This window comes from Streptomyces lunalinharesii (assembly GCF_039532155.1).
Lineage (GTDB): Bacteria > Actinomycetota > Actinomycetes > Streptomycetales > Streptomycetaceae > Streptomyces > Streptomyces lunalinharesii.
Genome location: NZ_BAAARK010000022.1, coordinates 1 through 21,248, shown reverse-complemented (window position 1 = coordinate 21,248; position 21,248 = coordinate 1). Strand labels below are relative to the sequence as shown.

Below are 21,248 nucleotides of genomic sequence, written 5' to 3'. Positions count from 1 at the left end.
CGTGCCGCCGCCCGGCGGCCGGGTCAGCCGCCGAAGCGGGCGGCGTTGGCCGCCGTCACCAGCACGACCGGCACCTTGACCGTCCGGGGCAACCGCTCGCCGCGGGCCGCCTTCAGTGCCCAGTCCACGGCCTGTTTGCCGAGGAGTTCGGGCTGCTGGGCGACGGTGGCGGTCAGGGTGCCGGCGCGGACGGCGCCGACCCCGTCCGGGGTCCCGTCGAACGCCACCACCTTGACGTCCTTGCCGGCGCGGGCGCCCAGTGCCTTGGAGGCGCCGAGCGCCATCTCGTCGTTGGCGGCGAACACCCCGCCGATGTCGCGGTGTGCCTGGAGCATATTGGACATCACGTCCATGCCCTTGGTCCGGTCGAAGTCCGCGGGCTGTCGGGCGACGACCTCGATGCCGGGGTACTGCTTGATGCCCTCCTCGAAGCCCTGGCCGCGTTCACGGGCGGCGGAGGTGCCGGGCTGGCCTTCGAGGAAGGCCACCTTGCCCTTCCCGCCGAGCGCCTCGGCGAGGGTCTTGGCGGCGAGCCGGCCGCCGGCGACGTTGTCGGAGGCGATGGTCGAGCCCACCTGCCCGCCGTTGACGCCGCGGTCGATGGAGATCACCGGCACCTTGGCCCGGTTGGCGACGCCGACGGCGGGGACCGCGGCGTCGGAGTCCACCGGGTTGATGATGGCGGCCTTGACCTGCTGGCTGGTGAAGGTCTCCATCTGGTTGATCTGCTGCATCGGGTCGTTCTGCGCGTCGGTGATGTTGATGTGCAGTCCGCGGGCGTCCGCCTCGGCCTGCGCGCCCTTCTTGATGCCGACGAAGAACGGGTTGTTCATCGTGGACAGGGCCAGCCCGAGGTCGGTGTTGCCGCCGCGGTCGCACCCGGTCAGGGCGAGGGCGCCGACCGCGAGGGCCGCGCCGAGCAGTGCCGTGCGCCGCTTCATCGCGCGCTCCTGCGCCGCAGGGTGTCCAGGAGGACGGCGAGCGCGATCACCAGACCGGTGGCGACCTGCTGCCAGAAGGCCGAGACGCTCAGCAGGTTGAGGCCGTTGCGCAGCACGGCGAGGATCAGCGCGCCGATCAGGGTGCCGGACGCCTTGCCGGAGCCGCCGGAGAGGCTGGCCCCGCCGATCACGACGGCGGCGATGGCGTCGAGTTCGTAGCCGCTCGCGGCCTGCGGCTGGGCGGAGGTGAGCCGGGCCGCCAGCACGATGCCGGCGACGGCGGCGAACACCCCGGACAGCGCGTAGATCACGAGCTTGCGGCGCTTGACGTCGATGCCGGAGAGGCGGGCCGCCTCCTCGTTGCCGCCGATCGCGAACATCGCACGGCCGGAGTAGGTCCGGGCCAGGACCAGTGCGGCGATCAGCCCCATCACGATCATGACGAGGACGGGCACCGGCAGCCAGCCGCCGAGGGTGTCGCCGAGCGCGTTGACCGCGTCGGGGAAGGGGATCGGCGTGCCGCCGGAGAGGACCAGGGCCAGGCCGCGGCCGACCGACAGCATCGCCAGGGTGGCGATGAAGGCGGGCAGTCGGCCGTAGGCGACCAGGGCGCCGGAGAGCAGTCCGGCGGCCGCGCCGACCGCGAGGCCGAGCAGCACCGCGAGCCAGACCGGCAGTCCCTCGGTGGTGGCGGCCCAGGCGACGACGGTGGCGGAGAGCGCGGCGACCGAGCCGACCGACAGGTCGATGCCGGCCGAGACGATCACGAAGGTGACGCCGAAGGCCAGGATCGCGGTGACCGACGCCTGCACGCCGACGTTGAGGAGGTTCTGCCCGTTGAGGAAGTCCCGGGACAGCACCGCCATCACCACGACCAGGGCGATCAGGCCACCGAGCGGGCCGTTGCGGAGCACGGCCCGGGAGAACCACGGCCCGAAGCCGTCCGGGGCCGGTCCCCCGCCCGCCGCCTCCGGGGCGGCGGCTGCGGTCTTCACGTCAGCGGACATCGGAGCCCTCCATCGCGCTCTCGTTGGTGTGCGTGCCGTCCCCGGCGCCGTGCGGGGACTGGAGCGCCAGTTCCATCACGGCGTCCTGGGTGGCGTCGCCGGCGGCGAGTTCGCCGGTCAGTCGACCCTGGGCCATCACCAGCACCCGGTCGCTCATGCCCAGCACCTCGGGCAGGTCGCTGGAGATCATCAGCACCCCGCAGCCGGCCGCGGTCAGTTCGTTAACGAGCTGGTAGATCTCGACCTTGGCGCCGACGTCGATGCCGCGGGTCGGTTCGTCCAGGATCAGCAGCCGGGTCTTCGCCAGCAGCCACTTGCCGATGACGATCTTCTGCTGGTTGCCGCCGGAGAGGGTGCGGGCGGGCTGCCCCAGGCCGCTCATCCGGACCTTCAACTGCTCGGCGACGGCGGCCGCTTCGCGCCGCTGGCCGCGCCGGTCGACCAGTCCGCCGCGGGTGTCCCGGTCGAGCCGGGCCAGCGTCAGGTTGTCCTGGAGCGAGGCGTCCAGGACCAGCCCCTGGCCCTTGCGGTCCTCGGGCACCAGCCCCAATCCGGCCCGCATCGCGGCCCGGACGTCACCGCGCACCAGCCGTGCACCGGCCACCTCGACGGTGCCGGCGTCGTAGCGGTCCACGCCGAAGACCGCGCGGGCGACCTCGGTGCGGCCGGCGCCGACCAGTCCGGCCAGCCCCACCACTTCGCCGGCCCGGACCTCGAAGTCGATGCCCTCGAAGACCGGCCGGGCCGGCGCGCGGCCGGTCCTCCTGGCACCGTGCCGGGTCAGGCCCCGCACGCGCAGCAGGGGCGGGCCGGGCTCGTCGGAGCGGCGGCGGGGGTACTGCTCGGCGATGTCCCGGCCGACCATCAGCCGGATCAGTTCCTCCTCGCCGGTGGCGGCGGGCACCTCGTCGATCGAGCGGCCGTCGCGCAGGACGGTGACCCGGTCGCCGAGAGCACCGATCTCGTCGAGGTGGTGGGTGATGAAGATGATGCCGACGCCGGCCTCGCGCAGTTCGCGGACGATGCCGAAGAGCGTCTCCACCTCTTCGGAGGTGAGCACCGCGGTCGGCTCGTCCATGATCAGGACGCGGGCGTCGAGGCTGAGGGCCTTGGCGATCTCGACCATCTGGAGCCGGGCGATGCCGAGTTCGGCGACCGGGGTGTTCGGGGAGACGTCGAGCCGCACCCGGCGCAGCAGGTCGGCGGCGCGGGCGCGCATCGTCTTCTTGTCGATCAGGCCGAGCGCGGTGCGCGGTTGGCGGCCCAGGAAGACGTTCTCGGCGACGGTCAGCCCGGGGACGAGGTTGAACTCCTGGTAGATGGTGGCGATGCCGAGCCGCTCGGCGTCCTGCGCGGAGCGGATCTGCACCTCGCGGAGCCCGTCGGACTCCGCTTCCCCGGCGACGAGGATGCGGCCACTGTCGGGGCGGTGGGCGCCGGAGAGCATCTTGATCAGGGTGCTCTTGCCGGCGCCGTTCTCGCCGAGCAGGACGTGCACCTCGCCGGCGCGCAGGCTCAGGTCGACGCCGTCCAGTGCGCGGACGCCGGGGAACGCCTTGGTCACCCCCTCGACGCGCAGCAGTTCGCGGCCGCCCGGTTCGTCGTCGTTGACGCCGGTCATGCGCTGCCCCTCTCTCCTCGGTGGGTTCCTCGGTTGGCGGGTGGTGTCCGGGCGCGGTGCCCGGGCGGTGGTGCTGCGGTGGGCCCCGACGGGGCGGGGCGGGTTTCCTGGTCGGACCGGCACGTTCCGGTGCCGGTGGGGCGGGTGCGGTCAGGGGGTCGGCGGTTCGCCGCAGGAGCGGCGCGGCACCAGGTGGGCGGGCAGCAGCACGGAGGGGGCGGGGCGGCCCTCGATGCGTGCGAGCAGGGTCTGCACGGCGGCCCGGCCGAGGTCGCGGGTGGGCTGGGCGATGGCGGTCAACGGCGGGTCGGTGTGCGCGAACCACGGCACGTCGTCGTAGACCACCAGCGCCACGTCGTCGGGGACCCGCAGGCCGCGGGCGCGGAGTTCGTCCATCGCGCCGAGCGCCATGAGGTTGTCGGTGGCCAGGACCGCGTCCGGCGGCTCGGGCAGGTCCAGGAAGTCGCGCATCACCCGGCGGCCGCCGCTGGGTTGGAGGTCGGGGGCGGCGCCGACGCGCTCGTCGGGCAGGGCGATGCCGTGGTCGGCCAGGGCGGTGCGGAAGCGTTCCAGGCGCTCGTCGCCGGTGGGGGTGCCGGCCGGGGCGACGATGATCGCGGGGCGGCGGCGGCCGAGCGCGGCGAGGTGGGCGGCGAGGTCGGTGAGCGCGGCCCGGCCGTCGGCGCGGACGCAGGGGGCGTCGATGCCGGGGACGGTCCGGTCCAGGAGGACGAGCGGGGTGCCGGAGGCGACGACCTCGCCGAGCATCGCCGAACCGGTGCCGGCGGAGCTGACCAGCAGGCCGTCGATCCGGCGGTCGAGCAGGGTGCGGATGTAGTCGTCCTGTTGGGCGGGGCGCTCGCCGGCGTTGCCGATGACGAGGCTGTAGCCGAGGCCGCGGGCGGCGTCCTCGACGGCGTCGGCCAGTTCGGTGAAGAACGGGTTGGTGAGGTCGCTGATCACCAGGCCGAGCGTGCCGGTGCGGGCGGTGCGCAGGGCGCGGGCGACGTTGTTGGGGCGGTAGCCCAGTTCCTTGACGGCGGCGAGCACCCGCTCGCGGGTTTCGGCGACCGGGCTGTTGCCGTTGAGGACCCGGGAGACGGTGGCGACGGAGACGCCCGCCCGTTCCGCCACGTCCTTGATGTTCGCCATGGCTCCGTCGCCGTCCTGTCGCTCTGCCGCTCTGCCGCTCTGCCGTCCCGCCGGGTGCGGGGCGTGTCGTGTAATCGATTACGCGTCACACGTGAGGGCTACGAAATCGATTACACGGCGGGTGCGTCAAGACTCCGCCCCTGTGGCCTGCGTCACGCCGCGCGGTCGGCGGGGCCTCGGAGCGGGCTCGGGAACGGCGAAGGGCCGCACCCCGTGACGGGGTGCGGCCCTCGTTGCCACCGGTGTCGAAGGCGGCCGGTCAGGCGCCCTCGGCGGCCCGAGGTGCCTCAGGCGACGGTCAGCGTGACCTCGATGTTGCCACGGGTGGCGCTGGAGTAGGGGCACACCTGGTGCGCCTTCTCCACGAGGTCCTTGGCGGTGGCCGCGTCGACGTTGGGGATCGAGGCGACGATCTCGACGGCGAGGCCGAACGCGCCCTCGGGGGTCTTGCCGATGCCGACCTTGGCGGTCACCCGGGAGCCGGAGACGTCAGCGTTCTCCCGGCGGCCGACGACGCTGAGCGCGCCCTGGAAGCAGGCGCTGTAGCCGGCCGCGAAGAGCTGCTCCGGGTTGGTGCCGGCGCCGCTGCCACCCTGCTCCTTGGGCGGGTTGACGACGACGTCGAGCTTGCCGTCGTCGCTGGCGACGCGGCCGTCGCGGCCGTTCTCGGCGGTGGCGACGGCGGTGTAGACGACGTCGACGGTCTGGATGGACATACCGATCCTCCTGTGGTTCGCCGCGACTCGCGCCCACTCATCGCGACGGCTTGTCGATGAGCCTAACGGGCCGCGGCACCAGGAGGGGAGGCGAGTCTCACAGTGCGGAGGCCGGGCCGGCCGGTGCACCGCGGCGAGGGGCGCCGGCCGCCAGGAGCACCGCCACCCGGGCCGCGCGCTCCCGGGCCACCTCCGCGACGAGGCGGCGGGGGCGGCGGGGCAGAAGCGTCCGGCCGGGCCCGGGCGACGCCCGGGCCCGTCGGCCCACCGGGTCTCAGTCGGCCAGGCTCACGATCATCTTGCCGGTGTTGGCGCCGCGGAGCAGGCCCAGGAACGCGTCGACGCCGTTCTCGATGCCGGAGACCTTGGTCTCGCCGTACTTCAGCTCGCCGGAGCGGATCCAGGCGGAGACCTCCTCGACGAACTGCGGCTGGAGCGCCTGGTGGTCGCTGACCAGCAGGCCCTCCAGGCGGAGGCGCTTGCCGATCACCAGCGGCATGTTGCGCGGGGCGGGGCTGGGCTCGGTGGCGTTGTACATCGAGATCATGCCGCAAATGGCGACCCGGCCATGGACGTTGAGCGTGCTGATGGCGGCTTCGAGGTGGTCGCCGCCGACGTTGTCGAAGTAGACGTCGATGCCGTCGGGGGCGGCGGCCTTGAGCTGCTCGGTGACGTCGCCGTCCTTGTAGTTGAAGGCGGCGTCGAAGCCGTACTCCTCGGTGAGCAGGCGGACCTTCTCGTCGGAGCCGGCGGAGCCGATGACTCGGGAGGCGCCCTTGAGGCGGGCGATCTGGCCGACCTCGCTGCCCACCGCGCCGGCCGCGCCGGAGACGAAGACGGCGTCGCCCTCCTTGAAGTCGGCGACGGCGAGCAGGCCCGCGTACGCGGTCAGGCCCGGCATGCCGAGGACGCCGAGGTAGGCGGTGAGCGGGGCGAGCGAGGCGTCCACCCGCGCGGTGCGGGCGGCGTCCACCACGGCGTGCTCGCGCCAGCCGAGGCCGTGCAGGACGTGGTCGCCGACGGCGAAGCCCTCGGCGCGCGAGGCCAGGACCTCACCGACCGCGCCGCCGTCCATCGGCTGGTCCAGCTGGAAGGGCGGGACGTAGGACTTCACGTCGTTCATCCGGCCGCGCATGTACGGGTCGACGGAGAAGTGGAGGTTCTTGACGAGGATCTGGCCGTCACCGAGCTCGGGCAGCGTGGCCTCGCGGAGCGCGAAGTCGTCGGGGGTGGGCCAGCCCTGGGGGCGGGCGACGAGGTGCCATTCGCGGCTGGTGGTCGGCAGCGGTGCGGACATGAGCGTGATCCTCCAAATGCTTCAGATGCTGAAACAATCATGCGTCTGAATATTTCAGCTTGTCAAGCAATTGGGTATCCTGGTGTGTATGACTGCACGCCCAGACCCGCTGACCGTCGAGGTGGTCGATCTCATCGGCACCGTCGTCGCCCGCTTCCACGAGGAGTACGAGCGGGCCGCGGCCGAGCACTCCCTCACGGGCGCCCAGGCGCGACTGCTGCGGCTGCTGGCGATGGAGTCGATGCCGATGCGCAAGCTCGCCCAGTGCCTGAAGTGCGAGCCGTCGAACGTGACCGGCATCGTGGACCGCCTGGAGTCCCGCGGCCTGGTGGAGCGGCGCCCCGATCCGGCCGACCGCCGGGTCAAGCTCGCCGTGCCGACCACCGAGGGCCAGGCGACGGCCGAGCACCTGCGCACGTCGTTGGACTTCGCCCGCGAGCCGCTGGGCCGGTTGACGGCCGCCGAGCGCACCCTGCTCAAGCAGCTGCTCCAGCGGATGCTGGGGCTGGGCGACGCCCCCGACGCCTCCGACTCCCCCGAGGCCGGCGGGCCGGCCGAGGGGCCCGGCCGCGGCGGGGCGTGACCGCGCCGGGGCGTGACCCGGCCGCGGAAGTGGCCCAGGAAGACCGCGCCCGAATGTCCCCACCGACCGGGCCGCCGGCGGCCTAATCTGGACCGCATGACGCACCAGAGCCCCGCCCGCCACACCGTCGACTTCTACTTCGACCCCATCTGCCCGTTCGCCTGGATCTCCTCGCGCTGGATCCTGGAGGTGGAGCGCCTCCGGGACATCGACCTGCGGTTCAGGGTGATGAGCCTGTCCGTGCTCAACGAGGGCCGCGCGGACCTCCCCGAGAAGTACCGCGAGCTGCTGGACGCCGGCTGGGGACCCGTGCGGGTGTGCGTCGCGGCCGCCCAGGAGCACGGCGAGGAGGTGCTGCGCGACCTGTACACGGCGCTCGGCACCCGCATCCACAAGGACGGCCGCCAGGACACCGCGACCGTCATCGAGGAGGCGCTTGCCGAGGTCGGGCTGCCCGCCGAACTGGCCCGCGCCGCCGCGCAGGACACCTACGACGACGCGCTGCGCAAGAGCCACCACGAGGGCATGGACCCGGTCGGCGAGGACGTCGGCACGCCCACGCTCCACATCGACGGGGTGGCCTTCTTCGGGCCGGTCCTGATGGCCATCCCCCGGGGCGAGGACGCGGCCCGGATCTTCGACGGGGCGCGGCTGCTCGCCGGCTACGACCGGTTCTTCGAGCTGAAGCGGACCCGCACCGGGGAGTTCGACTTCAGCTGACCTCGGTCGACGGTGCCGGGCGCGGCGGCCCCGTGGTCGCCGCGCCCGTCTCCCCTTCCCCGGCCGGCGCGGTCCGCACGCCGCGCAGCAGCACCGGCGCCAGGACCGCCGCGGCGACCATCACGCCCGCCGCGCACAGGACGGCGGCGTGCATGCCGTGCGTGAAGGCATCCCGGGCGGCCGTCAGCAGGGCGTGGCCGGCCCGGCCGGGGAGCCGGCCGGCGACCGCGACGGCCCAGGCCAGGGTTTCGTGTGCCGCGTCGGCGGCCCGGGCCGGGAGGCCGGCGGGCAGCGCGCCCCGGACGTCGTGGCGGTAGAGGGCGCTCCCGATGGTGCCGAGGAAGGCCATGCCCAGGGCGCCGCCGAGTTCGGTGCCCGACTCCAGTACCGCCGAGGCGGAGCCCGCCCGCTCCGGGGGCGCGGCGCCGAGCGCCAGTTCGTTGCCGAGCGACATCACCACCACCAGGCCGGCGGCGTAGACCGCGGCGCCGACCAGGGGGAACCACAGCGGCGAGGACGGCTCCAACCAGGCCAGCGCCAGGAAGCCGACGGCGGCGAGGGCGAAGCCGGCGGCGATGACGTGCGCCCGGTCCAGCCGTCGGGCGAGTGCGGCGGCCAGTGGCGCGACGCCGCCGATGGCCAGCGTCGGCACCAAGTTCCACAGGGCGGCCCGCAGCGGGCTCATCCCCCGTACGGTCTGGAGGTACTGGGTGAGGAACACCGCGCAGCCGACGACCGCGAACATCGCGAGCAGGTTCATCAGGACCGAGCCGCTGAACCCGCGGTGCCGGAAGAGCTCCAGGTCGAGCATGGGGTGCCGGGCGGTGCGCTGGCGCACGACGAAGGCGGCGCCCGCCAGCAGGCCGACGACGAGGGCGGCGACGGGCAGCGGCGCCGGGCCGCTGCGGGCGAGTTCCTTGATGCCGTAGACCGCGGGCAGCATCGCCGCCAGGGAGAGCGCGGACCCCAGGAGGTCGAAGCGGCCGAGGGCCGGGTTCGTGAACTCGGGGAGCAGCAGCGGGCCGCAGACCAGCAGCACCATGGCGGGGGCGTTGACCAGGAAGACCGAGCCCCACCAGAAGTGTTCCAGCAGCAGCCCGCTCAGCACCGGGCCGACGGCGATCCCGCCGGCCGTGGCCGCCGACCAGATGGCGATCGCCTTGCCGCGCTGCCGGTCGTCGCGGAAGAGGTTGCGGATCAGGGCGAGGGTGGACGGCATCAGGGTGGCGCCGCCGACGCCGAGCAGCGCCCGGGCCGCGATGAGCGTGCCGGGGCTGGTCGCGTAGGCGGCCAGGCAGGAGGCGAGGCCGAAGAGGACGGCGCCGCCGAGGAGCAGTCGGCGGCGGCCGATGCGGTCGCCGAGCGCGCCCATCGTGATCAGCAGGCCGGCGAGGACGAAGCCGTAGACGTCGAGGATCCAGAGCTGTTGGACGGCGCTGGGCTCCAGTTGGGCGGTCAGGAACGGCACGGCGAAGTAGAGCACCGAGACGTCCATCGAGACGAGCAGGCAGGGCAGCAGCAGGACGGCCAGGGCGGTCCACTCGCGCCGGCCCGCGGTCGGGGCCGGCGCGCCGGGCGCCCGGCGGGTATACGCAGTAAACGACATGCCGGACAGCGTAAGCAGACCCTGTTTACGGCACAAACACCTTGCGGCAAAAGGGGATTGGGAGTGCATCACACTAGTGCACCTGGCGCGCGACGGTGGCGCCGACGGGGGCGCTGCTACGCTCAACACCGCGCAGATCGCGGGGAGATCCCCTTGAGTGCACTAGTACGGAGGACGTTGCGTGCAGGAGCCCGAAGCACCGCCCTACCGACGGATCGTCGAGGCGATCCGGGCGCGCGTCGACGCCGGTGAGCTCCTCCCGGGCGACCGGGTGCCGTCGACCCGGCGGATCACCCGGGAGTGGGGCGTGGCGATGGCGACCGCCACCAAGGCCCTGACCGCGCTGCGCCAGGAGGGCGTGGTCCGGGTCGTGCCGGGCGTGGGGACGGTGGTCGCCGAACCGGGCGGGCCGGCCGGCGCGGGTGACGCCCCGGCACGCGGGGCGGGAGGGCCGCCCAAGGGCGCGCGGGCGGAGCGGCGGGCGGGGGAGGGCGACGGCGGGCTGAGCCGCGCGCGGATCGTCCGGGCCGGGATCGTGATCGCCGACGCGGAGGGGCTGCGGGCGCTGTCGATGCGGCGGGTGGCGGCCGAGTTCGGGGTCTCCTCGATGGCGCTCTACCGCCATGTCGCCAGCAAGGACGCGCTGGTGCTGCTGATGGCGGACGCCGCGTTCGCCGAGGTCCGGCTGCCGGAGCCGGCGCCGGTCGGCTGGCGGGCCCGGATGGAGGCGGGCGCGCGCCTGCAGTGGGCGCTCTACCGGCGCCACCCCTGGCTCGCCCAGTACCTGTCGATCAGTCGGCCGCAGCCGATGCCGCGGGCGATGGCGGTCATCGAGTGGACCATGGCGGAGGTCACCGGGATGGACCCGGTGACGTTGCTGTACATGGCGGTGACGCTGCTGAACCACGTGCGCGCCACCGCCGCCGGCTTCGAGGACGACCTGGAGGCCGAGCAGCACACCGGGATGGACCGGGGCCAGTGGATGGCCGCCATGGAACCGGCGTACGAGCACATCCTGGAGTCCGGCAGGTATCCCATGTACGCGGGGATCGAGGGCGCCGAGGGGGACGCGGTGACCCTGGACACGCTCTTCGACTTCGGGCTGGCGCGGCTGCTGGACGGGATGGGGCTGCTAGTGGAGGGGCGGGTGGGGTGAGCGGGGCGTGAGGGGTGAGCGCTGATGCGGCGCGTCGGCGGGCGGCTACCCGAGTTTCCCGCGCAGGCGTTGGGCGCGGAGGACCAGTTCGAGTTCGAAGCGGCGGTCCGGGTCGTCGACGTCGTCGCCCCACAACTCGCGGATCTGACGGAGGCGGTAGCGGACGGTCTGCGGGTGGACGCCGAGCCGGGAGGCGATCTCGGGGGCGCCGCCGCGGGTCTCCAGCCAGGCGAGGAGGGTCTCGGCGAGCCGCCGGCCGTGCGTGCGGCCGCAGTCGTCCAGGGGGGCGAGCCGGCGGCGGGTGAGGTCCTCGATCAGCTCGCCCGGCGGTAACAACACCAGCGCCTCGGTGTGCTCGGTGCACTGCAACAGCTCGCCCGCGGGCAGCAGTCCGCGCTCCATCAGGTCGACCGCGGAGGTCGCCCACCGCAGCGACTTGCCGGCGTCCAGCAGCGGCACGGCCGGGCCGATGGCGCCCGACCAGCCGGCCGCTGCGCGGGCCAGCAGTTCGCGGCGGCCCGGGGCCTCCGGCTCCGGCACCACCAGCCGGGGCCGTTCGCACTCCATGTCCAGCAGGATCCCGTCGGCCACCGCCGGCGCCACCGCCCCCCGGTCCGGGCGCAACAGCACGGCCACCGCGACCCGTTCGGGCAGCGGCCAGCCGATCAGGCGGGCGCGTTCGGCGAGCAGCGGACGCGGATCCCCGCGGTCCGCGGCGGGCGCCGCGCCCCGGGCGGGCACGTCGTCGTGGTCAGGCGCCCGGTCCGGCGCCACCGTCCGCTCCGGCGGGGGCGGACCGCCGGGTTCCGGGGGGCCGTGCAAGGTGGCGTCCCGGTGGCGGGGTCGCCCCTCGTCGGCCATCGGGACTGGTGTGGCGAAGAGTTGGTCCATCAGCCGGCGCTGCATCCGCAGACGTTCGCCGGCCTGGCGGGCGGCGGCCTCCGCGTAGCCTCGGACGGATTCGGCGACCAGTCCGTCGAGGTACTCGAAGCCGGACTCGGCCAGTTCGTACATCGCGGGCGCCGGGATGGCGACCTGCTGGCCGATCTCCGCCAGCCGGCGCCAGGCCAGGCGCACCCCCAGCCGGTAGATCGCCTGGAGGACGTCGAGGCTGCGGCCCTGGATGCCCTCGCCGCGGCCGAACTCCTGAAAGACCCGCGGGTGGACGTGCGGGCGCTCCGGGCCGGCGGTGAGGTGGCCGACGAAGTGCTCCAGGGACTGGCGGATGCCCACCAGGGCCCGCGGCTCCCCCGACTCGTCGGGGACCAGCGGCAGTTGCGGGTACGCGCGGCGGATCTCCCGGAAGATCTCCTGCGCCAGCGCGGGGACCTCCTGGAGCGCCAGGGCGGCGAACCGGCACACCTGGGCGGACGGCACCTCCCGCCACGCCGAACGGACCGCGGTCACCACGGCGGCGGCCCCTACGCGCCGGGCCGGCCGAAGGTCACCAGGGGCACGTTCGGCTGCTCGGGGGTGGTTTCCAGGACGGCGACGAGGGCCAGCGCGGCGCCGACGGCCAGGGCGGCGGCGGCCAGCGCGGTCAGCGCGGCGGCGAGCGTGCGGTGCATGGCGCGGCGATCCCTTCGTCGGCAGCGGGTACCGGGAGGACGGCGCGGGCCGGTACCAGAAGAGCGGCACGAGGAGCGCGTCGACGGGCCCGCGGCCACGGGTCGAACGGCCCTGCGGCTGGGCGGCCCGCGACGGTCGGGCGGCTCGGGAGACCGGCGGCGGTGCCGCGTTCCCACCGCGCGGCGCCGCTTTGGTCACGGTGCCTGCCGAGTGTGGAAGGGCATTGACGCGCTGTCAAGGGTTCCCTTACGTTCCCGGCCCATGACGCCGCGTCGCGGCGCCGCACGTGCACCAGGGCGTGTTCCCCTCACCGCTTCCAGGAGTGCTCGTATGCGTCGATCCAGGCTTCCCGACCGTCCCCCGGTGGTCCCCACGGCCGCCGCCCGCACCGCTCCCACCGCCCGCACCGCCCCGCCGCTCGCCCTGGCCCTCCTGGGTGCGGGCGTGTTCCTGCTGGTGCTGGCCCCGCTGCTGGCCTGGTACGTGACGCCGCGGGCCGCGGTCACCCCCGTCGACGTCGACGTCACCACGGTCTTCACCGGCACCGGCAGCTACTTCGACACCGGGGCGCTGGCCACCCGGGACCGCCAGCGGATCACCGTCACCCGGCACGTGCTGGGCGACGTCGCGGCGAGCGAGCGCAGCGGGCGGGCCGTCTGGGACGTGTCCACGACGGTCGACACCCCGCGCACGCTGCCCCTGGCGGACCCGCGCCGGGCGTTCGAGTGGACCACCGGCCGCTGGGTCACCGACCGGCGCAGCAACGCCCCGGTGCACTGCTGCGGGGAGCGCCCCACCCGCTTCGACGGGGACGCGTACCTCAAGTTCCCCTTCGCGGTGCAGAAGAAGACCTACCGCTGGTGGGACGACACCCTCGGCGCGGCCGTGCCGCTCCGCTTCGCCGGCACCGTGCAGTTGTCGGGGATCACCGGCTACCGCTTCGCCGGGACCGTGCCGGCGACCCGGACCGGCACCCGGCAGGTGCCCGGGCGGCTGGTCGGCCGGCCCGGGCAGGGCCAGATCCAGGCGGAGCAGTGGTACGCCAACACCGGGATCAGTCTGGTCGTCGAGGAGCGCACCGGCCGGATCGTCGACGCGTCGATCTCGCCGGTCACGACGCTGCGGGCCCCCGGCGCACGGCGCGACGCGGTCGTCCTGCTGCGGGCCCGGGGCCTCGCGTTCACCCCCGCCACCCGTCGGGCCCAGGTCGACCTGGCACGGGCCGACGGCGCGCGGCTGGTCCTGGTCGGGCGGACCCTGCCGGTGACCGCCGGCGCGGCCGGTGGGGTGCTGGCGGTGGCCGGCGGTCTACTGGTGGCCCGGGGCGGCCGGCGGGACGGGCGACGGGGCGGCCGCTTGAGGTGGCGGGGAATCGGCCGGTGACGTGGCCGATTCTCAGCGGCGTGACGAGAAGTCCGGCGGGACCGGAGCGGTTTTTGTCACCCCGGTGAGTAGCCGCGGCCCCGCCCGGCCGCGAACACTGTGCCTCCCAACCGGAACACGCCCCACACCGGGCCGTCCCCACACGGCCCGCTGACCCCGCACCACCCGCTCGCCCCGTACGACCGGCAGGACCCGTACGACCGGCACCTCCCGCTCGCCCCGTACGACCCGTACGCCCCACGCGACTCAGCACGCCCCGCACGACCCGCACGACTCAGCACGCAGTACGTCCCCCACCACAGGTACCGCACCCTGAGACGAGTTGGATCGCTCATGCCGCAGCGCGTCCCCCCTTCCCCACCCCTGCCCACCGCGTTCCCCGCGCCCGCCCCACCCGCAACACCCGTCCCGCCGCCGGCGCTCCGTCCGCCAGCCGCCGCTCCGGCCGCTCCGACCGTTCCGCCCGCTCCCCCGGAACCGGCCGCGGGCACCGCCCCGCTCCCCCACCGGATCGTGTTCCTGGCCCGCCGCGACCTGGGCAACCCCGCCGCCGGCGGCTCCGAGTTGCTGGTGGACCGGATCGCCGGCGGCCTCACCGACCACGGCCACCAGGTGACCCTGCTGTGCGGCGGGCCGGCGTCGACGCGCGACTACCGCGTCGTCTCCGCCGGCGGAGACGCCGGCCACTTCCTGCGCGTCCCCCGGCAGCTGACGCGCACGGCCGGCGGCTGCGACCTGCTGGTCGAAGTCTGCAACGGCCTGCCCTACCTCGCGCCGCTGTGGCACCGCGGCCCGACGCTGTGCCTGGTCAACCACGTCCACACCGACTTGTGGCGGATGCGCTACCCGGCCCCCGCCGCCCGGCTCGGCCGCCGCCTGGAGCACTGGGCACTGGCCGGCACCCACCGCGGCAACCTGATGGTCGCGGTCTCCGACTCGACCGCCGCCGCCCTGGAGGACCTCGGCGTCGCACCCGACCGGATCCGGCTCGTCCACAACGGCGTGGAGGAGCCCGGCCCGCTCGTCCCCGAAGCCCCCGAACCGCTGTTCCTGGCCATGGGCCGGCTCGTCGAGTACAAGCGGATCGACCTGCTGCTACGACTGTGGGAGCGGGTCCGGCCGGTCACCGGCGGCCGGCTGGTGATCGTCGGCGACGGACCGGAACGCGCCCGGCTGACCGCGCTGGCCGGCCCCGACGTCACCTTCACCGGCCGGATCTCCGAACAGCGCAAACACCAACTGCTGTGCTCCGCCTGGCTGTTGCTGCACCCCTCGCTCGTCGAGGGCTGGGGCCTGGTGGCGATGGAGGCCGCCGCGCGCCGCACCCCCACCGTCGGCTTCGACATCCCCGGCCTGCGGGACTCCGTCCAGGACGGCACCACCGGGCTGCTGGCCCGCGGCGAGAGCGCCTTCGCCGCACACTGGTGCACCCTGGGCCTGAGCGCCCGGCGGCGGCACGCCCTGGGCGCCGCCGCCGCCGACCGCGCCGCCCGCTTCAGATGGAGCCGGACCGTCCGCAGCTTCCGGGCGGTGGCCACGGAGGCGTACCTCCAGCCGCCCCCCGGGCGGTGACCGCCCCGTGCGCGACCCCTCGCTGCGCAGGTCCCTCGCCCTCTTCCGGGCCTTCCTGAACGAACCGACCGACCCCGACCACTGCTACCGGCTGCTCGCCGAGGACGCCGCCGACCAGGTCGAACGGTACGCCCCGCTGCACGGCGCGGTGGTCGCCGACGTCGGCGGCGGCAGCGGCCACTTCACCGAGGAGTTCCGCCGCCGCGGCGCCCACGGCTACCTCTTCGAACCCGACAGCGCCGAACTCACCGCCCGCGGCCGGGCCCCCGACGGCGCGGTGCGCGCCGACGGCTACCTGCTGCCGCTCGCCGACGGCACCGCCGACGTCTGCTTCTCCTCCAACGTCCTGGAGCACGTGGCCGACCCGCAGACGTTCCTCAGCGAACTGGTGCGGGTCACCCGCCCCGGCGGCCTGGTCTACGTGGCGTTCACCAACTGGCTCTCCCCCTGGGGCGGCCACGAGACGGCGCCCTGGCACTACGCGGGCGCCGCACGGGCCCGCCGCCGCTACCACCGGCGCACCGGCCACCCGGCCAAGCACACCCTCGGCGAGAACCTCTTCGCCGTGCACGTCGGGCGCACCCTGCGGCAGGTCCGCGCCCGGGACGACGTCGCGATCGTCACCGCCCGCTCCCGCTACGCCCCGTTCCTCGCCGAGACCATCCCCCGACTCCCCGGCGTCCGCGAGATCGCCACCTGGAACCTCCTCCTCATCCTCCGGCGGTTGCCATGACCCAGACGCTGAAGACGTCCCCGTCCCCCGGAGCGCCCGACTCCGGCGGCCCCCGGGACACCGCCCCCGCCCCACCGCCCGACGCCCCCCGCCGCAGGCGCTGGCTGCTGGCGTTCTGGGCCACCGTCCTGGTCGCGTTCCTGGCCCCCTCGCCGGGGAAGATGACGTTCGAGACGAAGCTGGGCGTGGCCACCGACCCGTGGCGGTTCCTCGCCGACCTCGGTCATCTGTGGCACGACCGGGCCGGGTTCGGCGGCCTCGCCGACCAGTACGTCGGCTACGCCTTCCCCTCCCTCCCGTACTACGGCGCCGCGCACCTCGTCCACCTGCCGGTCTGGCTCGCCGAACGCCTGTGGATGTCGCTGATCGTCACCACCGCCTTCTGGGGCGCGCTGCGGCTCGCCGAACGGTTGTGCGCCGGCACCCCGCCCACCCGGCTCCTGGGCGCCGCCTGCTACGCCCTGTGGCCCGCGTTCACCATCGTCATCGGCTCCACGTCCGCCGCCGCACTGCCGGGCGCCCTGCTGCCCTGGGTGCTGCTGCCGCTCACCGACCACCGGCTCGGCGCCCGCACGGCGGCGGCCCGCTCGGCGCTGCTGGTGGCCTGCATGGGCGGCGTCAACGCCGCCTCCACCCTGGCGTCCCTGCTGCCCGCGCTGCTGTACCTGCTCTCCCGGGCCGGGCCGCGCCGCCGCGCCCTGCTCGCCCGGTGGCTGCCGGGCGTCGTACTGGCCACCGCCTGGTGGGTGGTGCCGCTGCTCCTCCTGGGCCTGCACGGCGAGAACTTCATGCCGTTCATCGAACAGGCCGACACCACCACCGGCACCATGTCCGCCACCGAACTGCTGCGCGGCGCCGGCAACTGGGTCGGCTACCTCAACTTCGGCGAACCCTGGCTGCCCGCCGGCTGGACCATGACCGGCAACGCCGTCGCGGTCGCCGGCTCGGCCCTCGCCGCCGCCCTCGGCCTGGCCGGCCTGGCCCGCCGCGACCTGCCCGAACGCCGCTGGCTGCTGCTGACCGTGCTGACCGTCGCACTGATCACCCTGGCCGGCTACGGCGGCGCCCTCGGCGGACCACTGCACGGCCCCTGGCAGGACTGGCTGAACGGCTGGCTGCGCCCGTTCCGCAACATCTACAAGTTCACCCCCGGCCTCGGCCTGGCGCTCGCCCTCGGCCTCAGCCACCTCCTGGGCACCGCCCGCTGGGCGGGCACCGGACGCCGCGGCACCCGCCTGCCCACCCGCCGGCTCCCCGCCGCCCTCACCGCGCTCCTCGTCCTGCCCGCCCTCGCCCTGCCCTACCTGGGCGGCACCGTCCTCCAGCCCGGCGCCTTCCGCCAACTCCCCACCTACTGGCAGCAGACCGCCGACTGGCTGGGGGACCACACCCACGGCAGCCGCTCCCTGGTCGTCCCCGCCACCGCCCACGGCCTGTTCACCTGGGGCTCCCCCATCGACGACCCCCTCGACGTGCTCGCCCGGTCCCCGTGGGCGCAGCGCGACTTCGTGCCGTTCGGGACACCCGGCTCGCGCCGCGCCCTGGACGCCGTCGAACAGGCCCTGCTCACCGGCGCCGACGTCCCCGGCCTGCGCGACTACCTGCACCGGGCCGGCATCCACGACGTCGTCGTCCGCAACGACCTCGACCCCGACCAGATCGGCTACGTCCCCCCGCAGACCGTGCGGCGCACCCTGGAGGCGTCCGGCTACCGCAAGGTCGCCGCCTTCGGACCGCTCACCACCGGCGGCCGGATACCCGCCGAAGCCCCCGTCCAGGTCCAGGGCCTCTACCCGCGCCAACGCGCCGTCGAGGTCTACCGGCCGCAGGGCGTCCCGGAACCCGGCCCCGTCACCGCCCCCGCCGCCGCGGACACCGCCCGGCTCAGCGGCGGCCCCGAAGCCCTCCTGCAACTCTCCGCCGACCCCGCGCTGCGCGACCGCGCCACCGTCCTCGCCGGCGACCCCCACCCCGGCGTCGGCACCCCGCCGCTGCAACTCACCGCCGACGGGCTGCGCCGCGCCGACACCCGCTTCGGCCTGGTCAACAGCAACACCTCGTACACCTACACCGCCGACGAGCGAAACCTCCCCGGCAGCCTCCAGGACCCCGGCCGACCACCCCGGCAGATCCTGCCGACCACCGGCACCGACCACCAGACCACCGCCGTCCTGCGCGGCGCCGCCTCGGTCACCGCGTCCTCCAGCGGCAACTGGCTCTTCCACCTACCGCAGTACGACCCCGTCAACGCCTTCGACGGCAACCCCGACACCGCCTGGGCGGAGGGCAGCGCCGGCAACCCCGTCGGCCAGTGGATCCGCATCGCCTTCACCACGCCCACCACCCTCCCCGACCACCTCTTCGTCACCCCCCTGCCCGGCGACGGGCTGCGCGCCGCCCCCACGGCCGTCCGCATCCAGACCGACCGCGGCAGCGCCGACAGCACGCTGCGCCCCGACGGCTCCCGCCAACAGGTCAAGGCCCCGGCCGGCAAGGCGACCTGGCTCCAACTCACCCTCACCGGCTCGCAGTCCCCACGTGCCGGCCTCTCCGGCGCCGGCTTCACCGACATCGCCATCCCCGGCGTCCAGGTGACCCGGATGCTCCAACTCCCCACCGACGCGACGCACTCCGACGCCCCCTCCCAGGTCATCTCCCTCCACCGGGGCAGCGACCCCGGGGGCCTCTCCCCGGTCTCCGCCGAGGTCGGCCTGCACCGCCAGTTCTCCACCGCCCGCACCGCCCCGTACGCCGTCACCGGCACCGCGCTCGCCGTCCCCGGACCCGCCCTCGACCGGCTCCTCGACAAGGTCGCCCCCGAGCAGAAGGACCGCATCACCGCCACCGCCGACTCCACCAGCTTCGGCTTCGGCCAGTCCCTCAGCCCCCGCAACCTCGTCGACGGCGACCTGACGACGGCCTGGATCGCCGGCGCCAAACCCACCATCCACCTGCGCTGGCCCGGCAAGAAGAAGATCGACCAGATCGTGCTCGCCGCGGCCGGCGGCATCTCCACCCGCCCCGAGCAGATCCAACTCAACTCCCCCTACGGAGCGGCCACCGCCGGCGTCGACGACAACGGCCTGGCCCGCTTCGACCCGATCACCACCGACCGCCTCGACATCACCATCAGCAAGGTCAAGGAACTCACCCTCAGCAACCCCGTCGCGGGCCAAGCCCTCCAACTCCCGGTCGGCCTCAGCGAGGTGTACGTCCCCGCCCTCGACGCCTACCGCACCCCCCGACCGGCGCCCGGCGAACGGTTCTCCCTCCCCTGCGGCCAGGGGCCCGCACTGGCCGTCGACGGCATCCTCTACGCGACCGAGGCCAGCGGCACCGTCCGCGACCTCACCGACCGCCGCCCCCTCACCGTCCGCCCCTGCGGCCCCGCCGTCACCCACGGGCAGCTGCCGATGCGCGCCGGTCAACACCGCGTGGAGGCCGGTGACCAGGGCCCGTTGGCCCTCACGGACGTCACGCTCAGCCGAGGAACGACGACCACCGCCACCCGCGCCCCGGGCGACAGCCGGTCGGCGGGCACCCCCGTGCGCTCCGCGCCCGCCCCGGCCCGGACCGCCACCGCCGAGGACTTCACCGGCGACCACCGCACCGTCGCCCTGGGCGCCGGCCCGGCCGCCTACCTCCAACTCCACGAGAACGCCAACGACGGCTGGCACGCCACCCTCGACGGCCGGGAACTCACCCCGCTCCGCATCGACGGCTGGCAACAGGCGTTCCTCGTCCCCGCCGGCGCCGGCGGCACCGTCGAACTCACCTACGGCCCGGCCACCGCCTACCACCTGGGCCTCGTCGGCGGCGTCCTGGGCCTCGTCCTGCTCCTCGCCGCCGCCCTGCTCCGCCGCACCCCCCGCACCCCACCCCCCGCACCGCAGCAACCACCCGCCCCGTCCTGGGTCGTGGGCGCGCTCGCCCTGACCGCGGTACTGGCCCTGGCGGCCGGCCCGTACGCACTGGTCGTCCTGCCCCTGGCCCTGCTGGCGCGGCTCCGGCCACGGGTGCTGGCGCCACTGGCCGGCGCGGCGATGCTCGCCGCCGGCATCACGGCCGCCCTCGGCGCCGGCCACCCGGTCGCCGAGCGCCAGGGCGCCTTCAGCCCCCTCGCCCAGGCCCTGGCCCTCCTCGCCCTCGCCGCGGCCGTCATCACCCTGCCGACGGCCGCCCCCGGGATCACCGACACCGGCGAAGAGGCCGGCACCGCGCCCACCGCCCCAGGGGCCGGAGCCGTCGCCGGAACGGGACCCGGGGCCGTCGCCGGACCAGGAACCGGGACCATCGCCGGACCAGGAACCGGGACCGAAGCGGGAACCGACGCCGCGCCGCCGGGCACTACGGCGCCGTCAGCCACCAGCACGCCACCACGGCCCACGGATGATGCCGGTGCTCCGTCCACCGGTCGGGAGGACACCCCCCGATGACCGCCCGGCTCCCCTTCCCCCTCGTGGACGAGATCTCCCGACACTGCCTCCAGGACGACACCCCGGAGACCGTCCACATAGAGGTGCACCTCCCCGGCCAACTCGACCACGAGGGCCTGCGCACCGCGTTCCACCAGGCCCTCGCCCGCCATCCGCGGGTCCTCGTGCGCCAGTCACCGACCCGCTGGTGGCACCGCCACTACAGCTGGCAGCTCGCGCCCGCACCGGACGGGGACCCGGTCGCCTTCCCGCCGCCCGGCCCCGACGCCCTCGCCCGGGCCCGGACCCGTGCGCTCACCGACTGCCCTCCCCTGGACGCCGCACCCCCCGTCCGCCTGGAGGCCGTCGACCCCCCGCACACCACCGACGACCACCAACCGGCCGCCCCCACCGGCACCGTGCTCCTGCTCACCCTCCACCACACCGCCCTGGACGCCCCCGCCGGCCTCCGCATCCTGGCCACCACCGCCGACCTGTACCGCGAGGCAACACGGCCCGGCCCGGCCCCCACAACGCCAACGCCACGAGCCACACAGCCAACCCCGCCAGCCCCATCAGTCCCTCCACTCCCACCAGTCCCTCCACCCCCAGCAGTCGCATCACCCCACCCATCAACCCCCTTAGCCGCACCGCCCCCCTACCGCCCCGGGCTCCTCACCCGCCCCGCCCGCCTGGCCCCCGACCACACCGCCACCACCGCGTCCCCACGCCGCCCTTGCCGTCCGACACCGGACGCCCGGCGCTCGAGGTCCAGGG

At 74.8% G+C, this 21,248-nt stretch carries 14 protein-coding genes and 2 pseudogenes; 8 read left to right on the top strand and 8 right to left on the bottom strand.

The features are described 5' to 3' along the window. Positions 1-23: 23 nt before the first annotated feature. From ABD385_RS27840 to ABD385_RS27820, 5 genes and pseudogenes are all read right to left on the bottom strand, one after another. Positions 24-1,948 (bottom strand): annotated as a pseudogene (locus ABD385_RS27840) (ABC transporter permease/substrate-binding protein). Next, complete coding sequence (locus tag ABD385_RS27835) at positions 1,938-3,569, bottom strand: sugar ABC transporter ATP-binding protein (protein ID WP_344581174.1); 1,632 nt, start codon at positions 3,567-3,569, stop codon at positions 1,938-1,940. Before ABD385_RS27835 ends, ABD385_RS27840 begins: the two are co-directional and overlap by 11 nt. A 150-nt stretch (positions 3,570-3,719) precedes the next feature. Then, entirely contained in the window at positions 3,720-4,721 is a 1,002-nt protein-coding gene (locus ABD385_RS27830) for a LacI family DNA-binding transcriptional regulator (RefSeq protein WP_344581172.1), read from the bottom strand. Positions 4,722-5,008: 287 nt separating this feature from the next. Continuing rightward, positions 5,009-5,437, bottom strand: a complete 429-nt coding sequence (locus ABD385_RS27825; protein ID WP_016574980.1) for an organic hydroperoxide resistance protein — start codon at positions 5,435-5,437, stop codon at positions 5,009-5,011. A gap of 274 nt (positions 5,438-5,711) precedes the next feature. Beyond that, the gene (locus ABD385_RS27820) at positions 5,712-6,734 is read right to left on the bottom strand and encodes an NADP-dependent oxidoreductase (RefSeq protein WP_344581168.1); all 1,023 of its coding nucleotides are present in this window, start codon (positions 6,732-6,734) and stop codon (positions 5,712-5,714) included. Between the two features lie 88 nt (positions 6,735-6,822). On the opposite strand from ABD385_RS27820, the gene ABD385_RS27815 reads away from it, so the two are divergent. Both ABD385_RS27815 and ABD385_RS27810 read left to right on the top strand, forming a co-directional pair. Beyond that, a complete protein-coding gene (locus ABD385_RS27815; RefSeq protein ID WP_344581166.1) occupies positions 6,823-7,317 on the top strand; it encodes a MarR family winged helix-turn-helix transcriptional regulator in 495 nt (164 codons plus the stop codon). A gap of 96 nt (positions 7,318-7,413) precedes the next feature. Continuing rightward, positions 7,414-8,037: a mycothiol-dependent nitroreductase Rv2466c family protein gene (locus ABD385_RS27810; RefSeq protein ID WP_344581164.1), complete on the top strand. Its 624-nt coding sequence runs from the start codon at positions 7,414-7,416 to the stop codon at positions 8,035-8,037. On the opposite strand, the gene ABD385_RS27805 is transcribed toward ABD385_RS27810, so the two are convergent. Then, on the bottom strand, positions 8,030-9,643 hold the full coding sequence (locus ABD385_RS27805) for an MFS transporter (protein ID WP_344581162.1): 1,614 nt from the start codon (positions 9,641-9,643) through the stop codon (positions 8,030-8,032). The two genes, ABD385_RS27810 and ABD385_RS27805, sit on opposite strands and share 8 nt — an antisense overlap. A gap of 181 nt (positions 9,644-9,824) precedes the next feature. On the opposite strand from ABD385_RS27805, the gene ABD385_RS27800 reads away from it, so the two are divergent. After that, positions 9,825-10,799, top strand: a complete 975-nt coding sequence (locus ABD385_RS27800) for a TetR/AcrR family transcriptional regulator (RefSeq protein ID WP_344581160.1) — start codon at positions 9,825-9,827, stop codon at positions 10,797-10,799. Positions 10,800-10,844: 45 nt separating this feature from the next. On the opposite strand, the gene ABD385_RS27795 is transcribed toward ABD385_RS27800, so the two are convergent. Both ABD385_RS27795 and ABD385_RS27790 read right to left on the bottom strand, forming a co-directional pair. Beyond that, positions 10,845-12,209 (bottom strand): PucR-like N-terminal domain-containing protein, encoded by a 1,365-nt coding sequence (locus tag ABD385_RS27795; RefSeq protein WP_344581158.1) that lies wholly within the window; start codon positions 12,207-12,209, stop codon positions 10,845-10,847. Between the two features lie 11 nt (positions 12,210-12,220). Beyond that, the gene (locus ABD385_RS27790) at positions 12,221-12,367 is read right to left on the bottom strand and encodes a hypothetical protein (protein ID WP_344581157.1); all 147 of its coding nucleotides are present in this window, start codon (positions 12,365-12,367) and stop codon (positions 12,221-12,223) included. Between the two features lie 331 nt (positions 12,368-12,698). Here ABD385_RS27790 and pgfA point away from each other — a divergent pair, with 331 nt between their 5' ends. The 5 genes and pseudogenes from pgfA to ABD385_RS27765 all read left to right on the top strand — a co-directional run. Next, positions 12,699-13,751, top strand: coding sequence for a cell envelope lipid trafficking protein PgfA (pgfA, locus tag ABD385_RS27785; protein ID WP_344581153.1), 1,053 nt, complete (start codon positions 12,699-12,701; stop codon positions 13,749-13,751). Positions 13,752-14,084: 333 nt separating this feature from the next. Beyond that, positions 14,085-15,323: a glycosyltransferase family 4 protein gene (locus ABD385_RS27780; protein ID WP_344581151.1), complete on the top strand. Its 1,239-nt coding sequence runs from the start codon at positions 14,085-14,087 to the stop codon at positions 15,321-15,323. Positions 15,324-15,330: 7 nt separating this feature from the next. Then, entirely contained in the window at positions 15,331-16,056 is a 726-nt protein-coding gene (locus tag ABD385_RS27775) for a class I SAM-dependent methyltransferase (RefSeq protein WP_344581149.1), read from the top strand. Further along, complete coding sequence (locus ABD385_RS27770) at positions 16,053-20,492, top strand: alpha-(1->3)-arabinofuranosyltransferase domain-containing protein (RefSeq protein ID WP_344581147.1); 4,440 nt, start codon at positions 16,053-16,055, stop codon at positions 20,490-20,492. The genes ABD385_RS27775 and ABD385_RS27770 overlap by 4 nt, the downstream gene beginning before the upstream one ends. Then, positions 20,489-21,248, top strand: a pseudogene (locus ABD385_RS27765) (condensation protein); the annotation flags it as partial. The gene ABD385_RS27770 and the pseudogene ABD385_RS27765, both read left to right, overlap by 4 nt.

Coding starts and splice junctions, on each gene's coding strand:
- ABD385_RS27835 (WP_344581174.1), bottom strand. CDS start 3,569: ATGACCGGCGTCAACGACGACGAACCGGGCGGCCGCGAACTGCTGCGC.
- ABD385_RS27830 (WP_344581172.1), bottom strand. CDS start 4,721: ATGGCGAACATCAAGGACGTGGCGGAACGGGCGGGCGTCTCCGTCGCC.
- ABD385_RS27825 (WP_016574980.1), bottom strand. CDS start 5,437: ATGTCCATCCAGACCGTCGACGTCGTCTACACCGCCGTCGCCACCGCC.
- ABD385_RS27820 (WP_344581168.1), bottom strand. CDS start 6,734: ATGTCCGCACCGCTGCCGACCACCAGCCGCGAATGGCACCTCGTCGCC.
- ABD385_RS27815 (WP_344581166.1), top strand. CDS start 6,823: ATGACTGCACGCCCAGACCCGCTGACCGTCGAGGTGGTCGATCTCATC.
- ABD385_RS27810 (WP_344581164.1), top strand. CDS start 7,414: ATGACGCACCAGAGCCCCGCCCGCCACACCGTCGACTTCTACTTCGAC.
- ABD385_RS27805 (WP_344581162.1), bottom strand. CDS start 9,643: ATGTCGTTTACTGCGTATACCCGCCGGGCGCCCGGCGCGCCGGCCCCG.
- ABD385_RS27790 (WP_344581157.1), bottom strand. CDS start 12,367: ATGCACCGCACGCTCGCCGCCGCGCTGACCGCGCTGGCCGCCGCCGCC.
- pgfA (WP_344581153.1), top strand. CDS start 12,699: ATGCGTCGATCCAGGCTTCCCGACCGTCCCCCGGTGGTCCCCACGGCC.
- ABD385_RS27780 (WP_344581151.1), top strand. CDS start 14,085: ATGCCGCAGCGCGTCCCCCCTTCCCCACCCCTGCCCACCGCGTTCCCC.
- ABD385_RS27770 (WP_344581147.1), top strand. CDS start 16,053: ATGACCCAGACGCTGAAGACGTCCCCGTCCCCCGGAGCGCCCGACTCC.